Here is a 13,971-nt window from a genome sequence, read left to right on the forward strand (position 1 = left end):
ACCGTGCAGTACCACTCGCTCTTCCGGCCGCTGACGCAGCTGCTCCGGTTCTTCCCGCCGCCGCTTCCCGCTCGCGCGCCTCTCCTCGGAAGAGCACTTCGTCTCGTTTTGTCTGATCTGCCTGCCTGCAACAGCAGCGCTGAATCAGCAGTGAAGCCGGCCACCGCGACGGTGCGGTGCCCCCCGCTTTGTGGACGCGCCGCGCACACGTGATCTGGACGTCCTCATTCCGGGTGGTTCCACCCGCCGCCGGCACGCTCGCTGCCCGTCGCGAAGGAGCCTGCCATGTCGATGATCCGTGACCTGCGCGCCGCGGTCCGCCCGTCCCGCGTCTCACTGCGCAAGGACAACGGCGCCTACGACACCACCCGCGACCCGGAGACCGCCTCCGCCGTCGTCGACTGCGCCGTCTACCGCGACGGCACGCGCGTCGCGTCCGACGCGCCGCTCAGCCCGCAGCAGGCGATGCGGCAGGTCCGCCGCGACGGCGGGTTCGTGTGGATCGGCCTGCACGAGCCCACCGAGGACGAATTCGCCGGTATCGCCCGGGAGTTCGGGCTGCACCCGCTGGCCGTGGAGGACGCCGTCCAGGCCCACCAGCGACCCAAGCTGGAGCGCTACGACGACTCCCTGTTCACCGTCTTCAAGACCATCCACTACGTCGACCACGACGAGCTCACCGCCAACAGCGAGGTCGTCGAGACCGGCGAGGTCATGTGCTTCACCGGACGGGACTTCTTCATCACCGTCCGGCACGGCGGGCAGGGTTCCCTGCGCGCGCTGCGGCACCGACTGCAGGACGACCCCGAGCTGCTGCTCAAGGGTCCCTCGGCGGTGCTGCACGCCATCGCCGACCACGTCGTCGACGGCTACATCGCGGTCGCCGACGCGGTGCAGGACGACATCGACGAGGTCGAGACGGAGGTGTTCTCGCCGGGCCGCAAGGGCACGCCGCGCGGTACGGACGCCGGCCGGATCTACCAACTCAAGCGCGAGGTGCTGGAGTTCAAGCGGGCGGTGTCGCCGCTGCTGCGGCCCATGCAGCTGCTCAGCGAGCGTCCGATGCGGCTGATCGACCCGGAGATCCAGAAGTACTTCCGGGACGTCGCCGACCACGTGGCGCGGGTGCAGGAGCAGGTCATCGGCTTCGACGAGCTGCTGAACTCCATCCTCCAGGCCAACCTGGCCCAGGCGTCCGTCGCGCAGAACGAGGACATGCGCAAGATCACCTCGTGGGCGGCGATCATCGCCGTGCCGACGATGGTGTGCGGGGTGTACGGCATGAACTTCGACTACATGCCGGAGACGCACTGGAAGTTCGGCTACCCGCTGGTCCTGTCCGTCACGGTCGCCCTCTGTCTGGGCATCCACCGCACGCTCAAGCGCAACGGCTGGCTCTGAAGCGGTCCTCGGGCGCCTGGATAGGCTGACCGCATGACAAGCGAGCTGCTCGACCAGGCCCTCGTCGAGGAGGCCACCAAGAAGTCCGGCCTCATCTGGGTCAGGGGACCCGGGGCGCCCGCCCGCGCGCTGTGGCACGTCTGGCACGAGGGCGCGGCCTGCGTCGTCGGCGACGGGCCCGGCGAGCAGCCGCTGCCGGGCCTGGCCGACGGGGCCGCGGCCGAGGTGACGGTGCGCAGCAAGGACAAGGGGGGCCGGCTGGTCTCCTGGACGGCGAAGGTCGTGGAGCTGCCGTCCGGCTCCGAGGCGTGGCAGGCCGCGGTCGCCGACCTCAAGGGCAAGCGGCTGAACGCCCCGGACGGGGAGGCGATGACCGGCCGTTGGGCCCGGGAGTGCCGGGTGCTGCGTCTGGAGCCGACGGGGACGCTCGCGCCGCTGCCCGACGGTTCGCTGGCCGAGGCACCGCTTCCGAGCCCGGCGACGACGCGCGGACCGGTCCCGGCGGGCCTGCCGCGCCTGCTGCTGAAGCGCCGGAGGAAGAGCCGGCCCTAGGTGTGCCGTCCCGGGACCCGGCGTCCTAGGACGTCGGCAGCTGCTTGCCGTAGTCCAGGGTCTCGTCCTTGGCCGGTGCCGTGAGGGCGAAGTCCTCGTTCCAGTCGGAGAAGCTGAGCGTGCCCGCGCTGCCCGCCCGCACCAGGCGCAGCGGATAGGGCGTGCCCTCCAGGGAGACGTCCAGCGAGCCGCCGGAGCCCTGGTCGCCGGTGATGCGGACGGCGCGCACGCCCGCCTGCTCGTGCCGGCCGTCCGTCTCCACCGTGCCGTGCAGGGTCAGCAGCCCGTCGAGGAGGACGTCCTTGTCCGTGAAGCCGCTGAACTTCTGGTACGAGGGGTCGCCCTTCGGCACCTTCACGTACTTGCCGGCGAGCTTGTCGGCGGCCGCGGCGTCGCCGCCGTCGTGGCTCCAGAACCCGGCGTCGGCCTTGAGGAAGAGCTGTTCGCCGACCCTCAGCAGCCGGAAGGTCGCCCCCTCGGCGACGACCGACCCGGTGCCGCCGTCGGTCTTCAGGCGCATGTCGAGGGTGTACGTGCTGCCGCCGGCGGCCACCGTGCCGTGCAGCCGGACCGCGCGGGCGGAGTCGGCGGCCGCACGCGTCTTGGCGTGGATCTCCTCGGCCGGCAGCCTGCCCACCCCGTTGGTGCCCGCGTCCGGGTCCTCGCTGCTGCATCCCGTCAGCCCCGCCCCCGTCACGACCAGGGCGCACACCGCGCCCAGCCAGGCGGCCCTGCGGATTCGGCGCCGGGGAGTCACGGTCACAGGTGGGGCTGCCTTTCTGGCGAGGTCCAAGCGGCGTACCGCAGCGTACCGGGGACGAACGCGGTGACCGGCGCCGGTCCGTCCGGACCGGCCGCCAGGGCGGACCTCTGCGGGACGGGCTAGCCTGAAGGCCGTCCGAGCGGGCAATTCGGAAAAGAGACACAGTACGAAACACCTCTCACGGACTGACTGACGAAAAGGAGCCGCGGCCATGGCAGCGGGCGCCCCCCGGATCTTCGTCTCGCACCTCTCCGGCATCGCCGTCTTCGACCCGGCCGGCGACCAGGTGGGGCGGGTGCGCGACCTGGTCGTCATGCTCCGCGTCGGCCGCAAGCCCCCGCGGGTGCTCGGCCTGGTCGTCGAACTGTCCACCCGCCGCCGCATCTTCCTGCCGATGACCCGGGTCACCGGCATCGATTCCGGCCAGGTCATCACGACCGGGGTGCTCAACGTGCGGCGCTTCGAGCAGCGGCCCACCGAACGCCTCGTCTTCGGCGAACTCCTGGACCGGCGGGTGACGCTCACCGAGACCGGCGAGGAGGCCACCGTCCTCGACCTGTCCGTGCAGCAGCTCCCGGCCCGCCGGGACTGGGAGATCGACAAGGTCTTCGTCCGCAAGGGCAGGAAGAGCGGCGCGTTCCGGCGCAACAAGGGCGAGACGCTGACCGTGGAGTGGTCCGGCGTCACCGGCTTCTCGCTGGAGGAGCACGGGCAGGGCGCCGAGAGCCTGCTCGCCACGTTCGAGCAGCTGCGCCCCGCCGACCTCGCCAACGTGCTGCACCACCTGTCCGCCAAGCGCCGCGCCGAGGTCGCCGCCGCCCTCGACGACGACCGCCTGGCCGACGTGCTGGAGGAGCTGCCGGAGGACGACCAGATCGAGATCCTCGGCAAGCTCAAGGAGGAGCGCGCCGCGGACGTGCTGGAGGCGATGGACCCCGACGACGCGGCCGACCTGCTCGGCGAGCTGCCGGAGGCGGACAAGGAACGCCTGCTGAGCCTGATGCAGCCCGGCGACGCGGCCGACATGCGGCGCCTGATGGCGTACGAGGAGCACACGGCCGGCGGCCTGATGACGACCGAGCCGATCGTGCTGCGGCCCGACGCCACCGTCGCCGACGCCCTGGCCCGCATCCGCAATCCCGACCTGTCGCCGGCGCACGCCGCGCAGATCTACGTCTGCCGCCCGCCCGAGGAGACCCCGACCGGCAAGTACCTGGGCACGGTCCACTTCCAGCGCCTGCTGCGCGACCCCCCGTACACGCTGGTCGGCTCGATCCTGGACGACGACCTCCAGCCCCTGGCACCGGACGCCGCGCTGCCCGTGGTCGCCGGGTTCTTCGCCACGTACGACATGGTGGCGGCGCCCGTCGTCGACGAGTCCGGGTCGCTGCTCGGCGCGATCACCGTGGACGACGTACTGGACCACATGCTGCCCGACGACTGGCGGGAGACCGAGTACCACCTCGACGAGGCGGCCGGGGAGAGGGAGGTGAGTGCCGATGGCGCCTGAGCGTGAGACGACGGCCCGTGAGCGCGTGGTGTCGGGGGCCACCGCCGCCTCCCGCCCCCGCGGTGCCCGCCTGGACCAGCCCCGGCCGCCCCGGCGCCGTCTCCTGCCCGAGTGGGACCCGGAGGCCTTCGGACGGCTGTCGGAGCGCATCGCGCGCTTCCTGGGCACCGGGCGGTTCATCGTCTGGATGACGGTCGTCATCATCGTCTGGGTGCTGTGGAACGTGTCCGTGCCGGGCCCGCTGCGCTTCGACGAGTACCCGTTCATCTTCCTGACGCTGGCCCTGTCGCTGCAGGCCTCCTACGCGGCCCCCCTGATCCTGCTCGCGCAGAACCGGCAGGACGACCGGGACCGGGTCAACCTGGAGCAGGACCGCAAGCAGAACGAGCGGTCGATCGCCGACACCGAGTACCTGACCAGGGAGATCGCCGCCCTGCGCATCGGACTCGGCGAGGTCGCGACGCGGGACTGGATCCGCTCCGAGCTCCAGGACCTGATCAAGGAGTTGGAGGAGCGGCAGGACGGCCACCGTCGCGGTGACGGCGTATTCCCGGCGGACCGGACCACGGGGCGTGACGTACACGACCGCTGACGGGGCTTTCCGTGCCCCGTGGGTGGCGCCGTACCATCGTGTCCATGGCTACGGAAGACGCGGTGCGCGAGGCACTGGGGACGGTGAACGACCCCGAGATCAACCGGCCCATCACCGAGCTCGGGATGGTCAAGTCGGTGGAGATCGGCGCGGACGGAGCGGTCTCGGTCGCCGTGTACCTGACGGTCTCCGGCTGCCCCATGCGGGACACCATCACGCAGCGCGTGACCGACGCCGTCTCGCGGGTCGAGGGCGTCACGCGGGTCGACGTCGAGCTGGACGTGATGAGCGACGAGCAGCGCCGTGAGCTGGCCTCCGCGCTGCGCGGCGGTCAGACCGAGCGCGAGGTGCCCTTCGCCAAGCCGGGCAGCCTGACCCGGGTGTACGCGGTCGCCTCCGGCAAGGGCGGCGTCGGCAAGTCCTCGGTGACGGTGAACCTGGCGGCGGCGATGGCGGCCGACGGTCTGAAGGTCGGTGTCGTCGACGCCGACATCTACGGCCACTCCGTGCCGCGCATGCTGGGCGCCGACGGGCGGCCCACCCAGGTCGAGAACATGATCATGCCGCCTTCGGCCAACGGTGTGAAGGTCATCTCGATCGGCATGTTCACCCCGGGCAACGCGCCGGTCGTCTGGCGCGGCCCGATGCTGCACCGCGCGCTCCAGCAGTTCCTGGCGGACGTGTACTGGGGCGACCTGGACGTCCTGCTGCTCGACCTGCCGCCCGGCACCGGCGACATCGCGATCTCCGTCGCGCAGCTCGTCCCGAACGCCGAGATCCTCGTCGTGACGACCCCTCAGCAGGCCGCCGCGGAGGTGGCGGAGCGGGCCGGCGCCATCGCCGTGCAGACCCACCAGAAGATCGTCGGCGTGGTCGAGAACATGGCGGGCCTGCCCTGCCCGCACTGCGGCGAGATGGTCGACGTGTTCGGCACGGGCGGCGGCCAGGCGGTCGCCGACGGCCTGACCCGCACGACCGGCGCCCCGGTCCCGGTGCTCGGCTCCATCCCGATCGACGTGCGCCTGCGCGAGGGCGGCGACGACGGCAAGCCCGTGGTCCTGTCCGACCCCCAGTCCCCGGCGGGCGCGGCGCTGCGCGCGATCGCGGGCAAGCTGGGCGGCCGTCAGCGCGGCCTGTCGGGGCTGTCGCTGGGAATCACGCCGAAGAACAAGTTCTGACGTTCCGCACGGCCGTGGGGCGCTGTCCTGAGGGACGGCGCCCCGTGTCGTACGCCCGGCCGCCGCTCAGGCGTCGTAGTCGGTGATGTCCTTGACCACGGAGAAGGCGAGCCCGTAGGCGCTCATGCCCCGGCCGTACGCCCCGAGGTGGACGCCCCGGTCGGTGGAGCCGGCGAGCACCCAGCCGAACTCGGACTCCCGGTAGTGGAAGGACGTCGGCACGCCGTCCACGGGCAGGGACAGCGTCGTCCAGTCCTCCCCGTCGAGGTCGTCGGCCAGCACCCAGGCGGTCTCGGTCTGCTGCTCCAGCCAGTCGTCGCGCAGGGAGTGGTCCATCTGGCCGGGCCAGGTGAAGGACAGCAGCCCCACACCGGCGAGCCACGCCGCCGAGGACACCGAGGTGGCCTCCAGCAGGCCCGTGCCGTCGGCACTGCGCCGGTCGGGGTTGGCTGCCACCGTCACGACCACCGCGAACTTCTCCTTGGCGTCCTGCCCGTCGCCCGCCACGTGCTCGTTGCGCACCGACGGCTCGTCGCCGTGCCCGATCGAGCCGTGCTCCACGGCCCCGTCGGCCGCCGTGCCGACCTGCATCAGCCAGCGCCGGCCCGTGAACGCCTCGTCGAGGCCGTACCACGGGAACTGCGCCCGCAGATAGCCGTCGACCGTACGCCGGGCGGAGGGGACCGGTGGTCCGTCCTCCACGGCCGGCGCCTGCGCGACCGCCGCGTTCGTCGTCTCCATGTGCCCGGACGCCTCCTCGCTCTCGTCGGAGCGGATCGGCCCACCCCCCTTCGGGCGCACTCGTCCGCTCCGCACAACAACTCGGCAGCATAACCACACCTGTGCGGACAGCCGGGAAAGCACCCGGCGCGTGGGGCGCACCGGCGCCCTCTTCAGGCCGTGCGCGACCGGTTCGGAGTATGAGACGCGTCACGTACGGCGGCGTGGGCGCCCGTCTCCCCCGCGGCGGTCCGCGGGCCGGGCTCAGGTGGCGTCGGCGTCGAACGGCGGGCGGTCGTCGAGGGCGGGGGCCGCGGGCTTCTTGGACATGTCGATCTTCTTGGTCATGTCGATGGCACCGCCCGAGGAGGTGGACGACGACGCCTCCGGCTCACGGCCGTGGACCGCGTCGGCGACCTCGGCCATCTCCTTCTTCAGGTCGAAGCTGTTGCGGATCTCCTTGAGACCCAGCTCGTCGTTGTCCAGCTGCTTGCGGATGAACGTCTTGGGGTTGAGGTCCTCGAACTCGAAGTCCTTGAACTCGGGGCCCAGCTCCTCCCGGATCTCCCGCTTGGCGCTGTCCGAGAACTCCCGGATCTTCCGGATGGTCCGCGACACGTCCTGGATGACCTTCGGGAGCTTGTGCGGACCGAACACGAGCACGGCGAGGATCACGAGCGTGACCAGCTCGAGTGCGCCTATGTCATTGAACACCTGAAGCTCCTTGGGATGTCCGGGCCGCAACCACGGTACCCGCCGATCCTGTCCGGCCGGTACCGTCCCGTGACCACCGACCGCGCGTATGCGAGCGCTTTCCGCATTGTTTGCCTTCCTGACCCCCCTTTCCCGGCCGTACGGGCCCGTCCGGGTGGTTCAGTCCCCGCCGGAGGAGCCGAGCACCAACGAGACGTTCGTCTCCCTGCCGTCGCGCTCCACGGTCAGCTCCAGACGGTCGCCGGGGCGGTGGGCGCGGGTCTTGACGATGAGTTCCTCACCGGAGTGCACGCGCCGGCCGTCGACCTCGGTGATCACGTCCCCGGCCTCGAGGCCGGCCTCGGCGCCGGGGCCGCCCGCGGTGACCGGGGGTCCGCCGTCGCTGCCCCGCGTGCCCACGCGGGCGCCGTCGCCGGCGTAGCTCATGTCGAGGGTGATGCCGATGACCGGGTGGGTCGCCCGGCCCGTGTTGATCAGTTCCTCGGCGACGCGCCTGCCCTGGTTGATGGGGATGGCGAAGCCCAGGCCTATGGAGCCGGCCTGGCCGCCGTCGGAGTCGGTGCCGCCGCCGTCGGCGGACCGGATGGCGGAGTTGATGCCGATGGCCCGGCCCCGGGAGTCCAGGAGGGGGCCGCCGGAGTTGCCGGGGTTGATGGGCGCGTCGGTCTGCAGGGCGTCGACGTACGACACGTCGCTGCCGTCGCTCTCCTCGCCGCCGGCCGTGATGGGCCGTTCCTTGGCGCTGATGATGCCGGAGGTGACCGTGCCGGCCAGGTCGAAGGGGGCGCCGATGGCGACGACGGGGTCGCCCACCTGCACGTTGTCGGAGTTGCCGAGCGGCATGGGGGTGAGTCCGTCGACGCCCTTCACCTTCACCACGGCGAGGTCGTACCCGCTGTCGCGGCCGACGACCGTGGCCTCGGCGGTGTCGCCGCTGTTGAAGGTCACGGTGATCTCGCCGCCGTTCCCGGCGGGCTCCACGACGTGGTCGTTGGTGAGGATGTGGCCGCGCCCGTCGAGGACGAAGCCGGTGCCGGTGCCCGCCGCGTCGCTGCCGCTCACGTGCAGGGTCACCACGCTGGGCAGGGCCCGGGCGGCGATCCCGGCGATGCTGTCCGGGGCCCGGCCGGCCGGTTCCCTCCCGGCCTGCGGCAGTTCCACGGTGCCCATGCCGCCGTGACGCTCCAGGTAGGTCCCCACGGCGCCGCCCACGCCGCCGGAGACCAGCGCGGTCAGGACGACGCCGACGACGAGTGTCCGCCGGGCCCGCTTGCGGCGCTGCTCCCGCGTCCCGACGGCGGCGCCGCTCTGCTGGAGCGGGCCGGCGGCCGCGACGGCCCACGGGTCGTAGCGCCGCCAGGGGTCGGGCGCGGGGGCGTCCGGGGGCGTCGCCGCGGACGTACCGGGCGCGGCGGGCGCGAGGGGCGCCGTCGGCGGGTGGTGGGGCCGCGGAGCGGGGGGCGGGGCGTCCGCGAAGGCGGGGTCGGGCACCGGAGCGCCGGGAGGTGCCGCCGGCACCCCTGCGGAGGGCGGGGACGCCGTCGTGCCGTGAGCCGGTGTCGTCGCCGGGTGCTGGACGGGCGGGGCGGGGGCCCAGGGGCCGGGCTCGCCGTACGGCGGGGTGCTGTAGGGGTCGGGGTCGTGCAGCGGCCGGGGACGCCCGGCGTCGGGCGCGGAGGCCGGGGCGAGGGTGCCGTCGGCACGAGGGCCGCCCTCGGCACCGGTGCCGGGGACGCCCGGGGCGACATCGACGCCAGGAGCCCCGGCGTCGGGCGCGTCCGGGGCGTCGGTGGTGGCACGTGGTTCCGGGACGGAGGCCGGGGCAAGGGTGCCGTCGGCACGAGGGCCGCCCTCGGCACCGACGCCGGAGACACCCGGGGCGACGTCGACGCCAGGAGTCCCGGCGTCGGGCGCGGAGGCCGGGGTGAGGGTGCCGTCGGCACGAAGGCCGCCCTCGACGCCGACACCGGAAACACCCGGGGCGACATCGACGCCAGGAGCCCCGGCGTCGGGCGCGTCCGGGGCGTCGGTGGTGGCACGTGGTTCCGGGACGGCGGCCGGGACGCTCGGGCCGGCGGGCCGGGCCGCGGGACCGACCAGCTCGTAGTCGCCGTCGTGGTCCCGCCCGTCGGCCGCCCGGGCCTCCCCGGGGCGCGCCGGCGGGAAGTCGCCCCCGTCGTGCCCGGTGTCGCCGGTGCCGTGGGCGGCATGGGGACGTGCCAGTTCGAAGTCCCCTTCGGAGCCGGCCCCGGACGGGCGAGGACGGCTCCACCATTTCGCCTTCGTGGGCTTCCCCTCGTTCATGTTCTCCCCACACCTGGCCGCGGATCGTCGGCTCCAAGGGCTCTGGCGCCTTCCCGGATTCAATCAGGTCCGCGTGCCGGTGCGCAGATCCCTGTCAGGGAGCCGGACGGTGGGACACGGCGGGGGACGGCGGGGCCCCGGGGGAGGAGAGCGGGTCGGGGACGGGCGCGGCGAAGAGACCGGGCCGCTCGATCACGGGCGGCGACGGCCAGGCGGACAGGGCGAGCGGCGGAACCGCGTCCAGCGGCCGTATCAGCGGGGGCACGCTGACCGCGACGGCCGTGACCGGCGTGGTCAGCGCCCGTACGGCCCGCTGCCGCGGGTCGCCGGCCGTGAGGGCCGACGGGCCGGGCACCAGCGGCGCGGACGCCTCGGTGGGGACCACGGGGGACTCGCCGAGCGCCTGCCGGCCCTGGGCCTGGCCGAGCAGCGGGCCGACCGAACGGCGGCGCTGGCTCTCGGGGTTCTTGCCCGCTCCCGCACTCGGGGTGCCCAGCGGCGTCACGTTGCTGCCGGTGCCGGAACCCCTGGCCTCCGTGGTCATGTCGGGTGTGCCGAGGGTGACACCGCCCAGCGCGATCGCGGCCAGCGACACCGCTCCCGCGGCGACGAACGCGAACCGCATCCCCCGCGACGCCGACCGCTCCGACTCGTGCCGGCTCACGTCGTGGATCCGGAAACCCCGGCCCGCCGACGAGGAGGGCAGCAGGGAGGAGTGCGGCCGGGCGGGGACGTAACCGAACTCGAACTTCCCGGACATGCCGGGCATGCCGCTGGAGAAGTCGCCGCCTCTCGGCGGCGAGCAGCGGCCGTCCGCGTCACCGCCTCCCGGAAGCCCCTGGAGGCGGGCCAGGAAGCTCTCGGACGGGGTCGGCTGGGCGGCCTCGGCGAAGACGTTCTTCAGACGGCGCTGCGCGTCGACCTCCGCCTTGCACTTCGGGCAGGTCGCCACGTGCGCCAGCACGCGCTCACGCGCGTCATGGCCGAGCTCACCGTCCACGAGGGCGGAGAGTCGGTCTCCCAGGTGCTGCTCCGCGAGGTGTCCCTCCGGTTTCGGCCGTGACCCACTCACGCGCTCGTGCCCCCTCCTCCCAGTGCGGGAACGCGGGCCGCGAAGGAGCGGCGCTCGGCACGGGCCCGGGGGGAACGGTGCGCGAGGGCCTTGCGCAGCTGCGAGCGGCCACGGTGGATGCGGGAGCGGACGGTGCCGAGCTTGACGCCGAGGGTCGCGGCGATCTCCTCGTACGACAGCCCCTCGATGTCGCACAGGACGACGGCGGCGCGGAACTCGGGGGCGAGGGTGTCCAGCGCCTGCTGGACGTCCGCGTCGAAGTGGGCGTCGTGGAAGACCTGCTGCGGGCTGGGGTCCTTGCTGGGCAGCCGCTCGGCCGCGTCGTCGCCGAGCGCGTCGAAGCGGATGCGCTGCTTGCGGCGCACCATGTCCAGGAACAGGTTGGTGGTGATGCGGTGCAGCCAGCCCTCGAAGGTGCCCGGCGTGTAGGTCGACAGGGACCGGAAGACGCGGACGAAGACCTCCTGGGTGAGGTCCTCGGCGTCGTGCTGGTTGCCGGTGAGGCGGTAGGCGAGACGGTAGACCCGGCCGCTGTGTGTGCTGACGATCTCCTCCCAGGTGGGCGGAGTCCACGCCTGCCCGTCCGCGTCGCCGGCGAAGGTCGCGGTCTGGGCGGGTCCCGAGGCGGGACCGGTGGCGTGGCTGTGGTCAGCAGCGGTGTCGTTCACGGATTTCGGCCTGCCCGCCGATCCGAGAAAGCGCCGCAGCACTCCTCCCCGATCCACAGGTACGGCCGCACCTCCCCTGTCGGCTCTGGTGGTGTCCAGTGGAGCCCCTACCATAGCCACCTCGCCCGTTAGCTCCGGATAAGCGGTTTTACGAGAATTTGATCTGAGCTCGTACCGCTCGTACGGCTGCGTCAGCACTTGCTCGGTGCCCTTGCCCATCCGCCGCCCCCGTCGCTCCGTCGTGTCTTCCCGTACCCCTTGGAACGACCGGTCCCATCTGCGGGTTCCCGACGGCAACGGATACAGTCACGCCGAGGCAACGACGGGGACAGGAGAGGGTCATTACCGGCAACCGGCAGACGAGCTGGGCGTTCGCCGACGCCTATGTCGCCGAGGACGACGCGCTGCGCTGGGCGCGCGACCGGGCCTGCGAGGCGGGCCTGCGCTCGGTGACGCCCGGCACGGGCTCGGCGCTCGGGTTGCTCGCCGCCGCCGTGGACGCCAAGGCGGTCGCGGAGATCGGTACCGGCTGCGGGGTGTCGGGGATCCACCTGCTGCAGGGCATGCGGCCGGACGGGGTGCTGACCACCGTCGACCCGGAGCCGGAGCACCAGCAGTTCGCCCGGCAGGCCTTCCGGGCCGCGGGCTTCGCCAGCAACAGGGCCCGCTTCATCCCGGGCCGCGCCCTGGACGTCCTGCCCCGGCTGGCGGACGCCGGTTACGACCTCGTCTTCTGCGACGGCGACCGGCTGGAGTACCTGGACTACCTCGCCGAGTCGTTGCGCCTGCTGCGTCCGGGGGGTCTCGTCGCCTTCGAGGGCGTCTTCGGGACCGGCAGGACGATCGACTCGGGACCGCAGCCCACCGAGGTGCTGCGCCTGCGGGAGGTGCTGCGCGCGGTGCGGGAGAGCCAGGAACTGGTGCCGTCCTTGCTGCCGGTGGGCGACGGGCTGCTGTGCGCGGTGAAGCGGTAGCCGGAGCGGGCGGCGGTGGCCGGCTCCGGGAAGCGGTGGCCGGCACCGCGAAAACGCACCGGGAATGCCTGGGGAAACCCGGAAATCCGGAGGAAAACCCGGAAAACAATCGCCCCGGCACCAGGTACGGCACCGGGGCGACTGAACGGGTATGGTCGCTTGCGCGTCAGCCGACGACCTTCTTGAGGGCGTCGCCGAGCGCGTCGGCCTCGTCGGGGGTCAGCTCGACGACGAGTCGACCGCCGCCTTCGAGCGGAACGCGCATGACGATGCCCCGCCCCTCCTTGGTCACCTCGAGCGGGCCATCGCCCGTCCGCGGCTTCATGGCCGCCATGCTCGTTCCCCTTCCTGATACCAGCTCACCGTCACCGCCGACGGCCCGTGAGGGCACGCGCAGTCCGGCACGGGACGCGCGACACCGGCATCGAACACATTGCTTCCCAGTCATTATCCCGCATCCCAGGACCCGATGACCAACATCGGTCTGCATCGCTTGGGCAACGCGCGCGAGCAAAACCACTCAATTCGGCGATGTGACTGCGATACTGCGCGCCCCGCCCCACTTCCGCCGAATGGATACGGACCGGAATTCTTTGACGCAGGTCACATCCCCGCGGCGGTCCGCCACCGGTGATCTCCGTCATGCTGTCCTGCAGACACAAGCCGCGACGCGGAGGGGATTTCCATGGCCGACACCGTGCTCTACGAGGTGAGCGACGGGCTCGCGACGATCACGCTGAACCGCCCCGAGGCGATGAACGCGCTGGACATCGAGACGAAGGTCGCGCTCCGGGACGTGGCGCAGGCCGCCGCGGCGGACGACGCCGTACGGGCGGTGCTGCTGACGGCGGCCGGGGAGCGGGCGTTCTGCGTCGGCCAGGACCTCAAGGAGCACATCGGGCTGCTGGCCTCCGACCGGGAGAGGGGCGAGGGCCGGACCATGAGCACGGTCCGCGAGCACTACAACCCGATCGTGCGGGCGCTGGCCGGGGCGCCCAAGCCGGTGGTCGCCGCCGTGAACGGGGTGGCGGCCGGGGCCGGCCTCGGTTTCGCGCTCGCCGCGGACTACCGGATCGTCGCGGAGACGGCGGCGTTCAACACGTCGTTCGCCGGCGTCGCGCTGACCGCCGACTCGGGCGTCTCCTGGACGCTGCCGCGCGTCGTCGGCCCCGGGCGCGCCGCGGACCTGCTGCTGTTCCCGCGCAGCATCAAGGCCCAGGAGGCGTACGAGCTGGGCATCGCCAACCGGGTGGTCCCGGCCGCCGACCTGCGCGCCGAGGCCGAGCGGACGGCGCGGGCGCTGGCCGAGGGGCCGACGGTGGCCTACGCGGCGCTGAAGGAGTCGATGGCGTACGGGCTGACGCACTCGCTCTCCGAGACGCTGGAGAAGGAGGACGAGCTGCAGTCGCGGGCCGGGGCCTCGCAGGACCACGGGATCGCGGTGCGGGCGTTCGTCGACAAGGAGAAGCCCGTGTACCTGGGGCGCTGAGCCCGGCGCGGGCGGGCGGCCGCGGTCGCCCGCC

Annotated in this window: 14 protein-coding genes; 7 read left to right on the forward strand and 7 right to left on the reverse strand. The window is 72.8% G+C overall.

What is annotated here, in order from left to right; all coding sequences use genetic code 11:
- The first annotated feature begins 285 nt into the window (after window positions 1-285).
- Together ACZ4V6_RS13510 and ACZ4V6_RS13515 are read left to right on the forward strand one after the other, a co-directional pair.
- Entirely contained in the window at window positions 286-1,401 is a 1,116-nt protein-coding gene (locus tag ACZ4V6_RS13510) for a magnesium and cobalt transport protein CorA (protein WP_467826183.1), read from the forward strand.
- Window positions 1,402-1,434: 33 nt separating this feature from the next.
- The gene (locus tag ACZ4V6_RS13515) at window positions 1,435-1,953 is read left to right on the forward strand and encodes a hypothetical protein (RefSeq protein WP_467826185.1); all 519 of its coding nucleotides are present in this window, start codon (window positions 1,435-1,437) and stop codon (window positions 1,951-1,953) included.
- 25 nt (window positions 1,954-1,978) lie between these two features.
- On the opposite strand, the gene ACZ4V6_RS13520 is transcribed toward ACZ4V6_RS13515, so the two are convergent.
- Complete coding sequence (locus ACZ4V6_RS13520) at window positions 1,979-2,716, reverse strand: hypothetical protein (protein ID WP_467826188.1); 738 nt, start codon at window positions 2,714-2,716, stop codon at window positions 1,979-1,981.
- A 211-nt stretch (window positions 2,717-2,927) separates the two neighbouring features.
- Here ACZ4V6_RS13520 and ACZ4V6_RS13525 point away from each other — a divergent pair, with 211 nt between their 5' ends.
- The 3 genes from ACZ4V6_RS13525 to ACZ4V6_RS13535 are packed head-to-tail and all read left to right on the forward strand — an operon-like array spanning window position 2,928 to window position 5,996.
- On the forward strand, window positions 2,928-4,226 hold the full coding sequence (locus ACZ4V6_RS13525; protein ID WP_467826190.1) for a magnesium transporter MgtE N-terminal domain-containing protein: 1,299 nt from the start codon (window positions 2,928-2,930) through the stop codon (window positions 4,224-4,226).
- Entirely contained in the window at window positions 4,216-4,818 is a 603-nt protein-coding gene (locus ACZ4V6_RS13530; RefSeq protein WP_467826193.1) for a DUF1003 domain-containing protein, read from the forward strand. The genes ACZ4V6_RS13525 and ACZ4V6_RS13530 overlap by 11 nt, the downstream gene beginning before the upstream one ends.
- A 44-nt stretch (window positions 4,819-4,862) precedes the next feature.
- Window positions 4,863-5,996 carry an Mrp/NBP35 family ATP-binding protein gene (locus tag ACZ4V6_RS13535; protein ID WP_467826196.1) on the forward strand — a complete coding sequence of 378 codons (1,134 nt, stop codon included), beginning with the start codon at window positions 4,863-4,865 and terminating at the stop codon, window positions 5,994-5,996.
- A 66-nt stretch (window positions 5,997-6,062) separates the two neighbouring features.
- Here ACZ4V6_RS13535 and ACZ4V6_RS13540 read toward each other — a convergent pair whose 3' ends face one another.
- The 5 genes from ACZ4V6_RS13540 to sigE form a co-directional block, all read right to left on the reverse strand.
- Window positions 6,063-6,737 (reverse strand): hypothetical protein, encoded by a 675-nt coding sequence (locus ACZ4V6_RS13540; protein ID WP_467826198.1) that lies wholly within the window; start codon window positions 6,735-6,737, stop codon window positions 6,063-6,065.
- Between the two features lie 243 nt (window positions 6,738-6,980).
- Window positions 6,981-7,430: a sec-independent translocase gene (locus ACZ4V6_RS13545; protein ID WP_467826200.1), complete on the reverse strand. Its 450-nt coding sequence runs from the start codon at window positions 7,428-7,430 to the stop codon at window positions 6,981-6,983.
- 159 nt (window positions 7,431-7,589) lie between these two features.
- Window positions 7,590-9,734: a S1C family serine protease gene (locus tag ACZ4V6_RS13550; RefSeq protein ID WP_467826202.1), complete on the reverse strand. Its 2,145-nt coding sequence runs from the start codon at window positions 9,732-9,734 to the stop codon at window positions 7,590-7,592.
- Between the two features lie 94 nt (window positions 9,735-9,828).
- On the reverse strand, window positions 9,829-10,806 hold the full coding sequence (locus ACZ4V6_RS13555; RefSeq protein WP_467826205.1) for an anti-sigma factor family protein: 978 nt from the start codon (window positions 10,804-10,806) through the stop codon (window positions 9,829-9,831).
- Window positions 10,803-11,474 carry an RNA polymerase sigma factor SigE gene (sigE, locus tag ACZ4V6_RS13560; protein ID WP_467826207.1) on the reverse strand — a complete coding sequence of 224 codons (672 nt, stop codon included), beginning with the start codon at window positions 11,472-11,474 and terminating at the stop codon, window positions 10,803-10,805. The genes ACZ4V6_RS13555 and sigE overlap by 4 nt, the downstream gene beginning before the upstream one ends.
- Before the next feature lie 275 nt (window positions 11,475-11,749).
- Here sigE and ACZ4V6_RS13565 point away from each other — a divergent pair, with 275 nt between their 5' ends.
- Window positions 11,750-12,448 carry an O-methyltransferase gene (locus ACZ4V6_RS13565; protein ID WP_467826494.1) on the forward strand — a complete coding sequence of 233 codons (699 nt, stop codon included), beginning with the start codon at window positions 11,750-11,752 and terminating at the stop codon, window positions 12,446-12,448.
- Window positions 12,449-12,614: 166 nt separating this feature from the next.
- Here the strand turns inward: ACZ4V6_RS13565 and ACZ4V6_RS13570 are convergent, their stop codons facing one another.
- Entirely contained in the window at window positions 12,615-12,782 is a 168-nt protein-coding gene (locus ACZ4V6_RS13570; protein ID WP_003966491.1) for a DUF3117 domain-containing protein, read from the reverse strand.
- A gap of 351 nt (window positions 12,783-13,133) precedes the next feature.
- On the opposite strand from ACZ4V6_RS13570, the gene chcB reads away from it, so the two are divergent.
- Window positions 13,134-13,937 (forward strand): 2-cyclohexenylcarbonyl CoA isomerase, encoded by an 804-nt coding sequence (gene chcB / locus ACZ4V6_RS13575; RefSeq protein ID WP_467826210.1) that lies wholly within the window; start codon window positions 13,134-13,136, stop codon window positions 13,935-13,937.
- The last annotated feature ends 34 nt before the right edge of the window (window positions 13,938-13,971 follow it).

The sequence above is a fragment of the Streptomyces sp. NPDC029152 genome, from assembly GCF_055564355.1.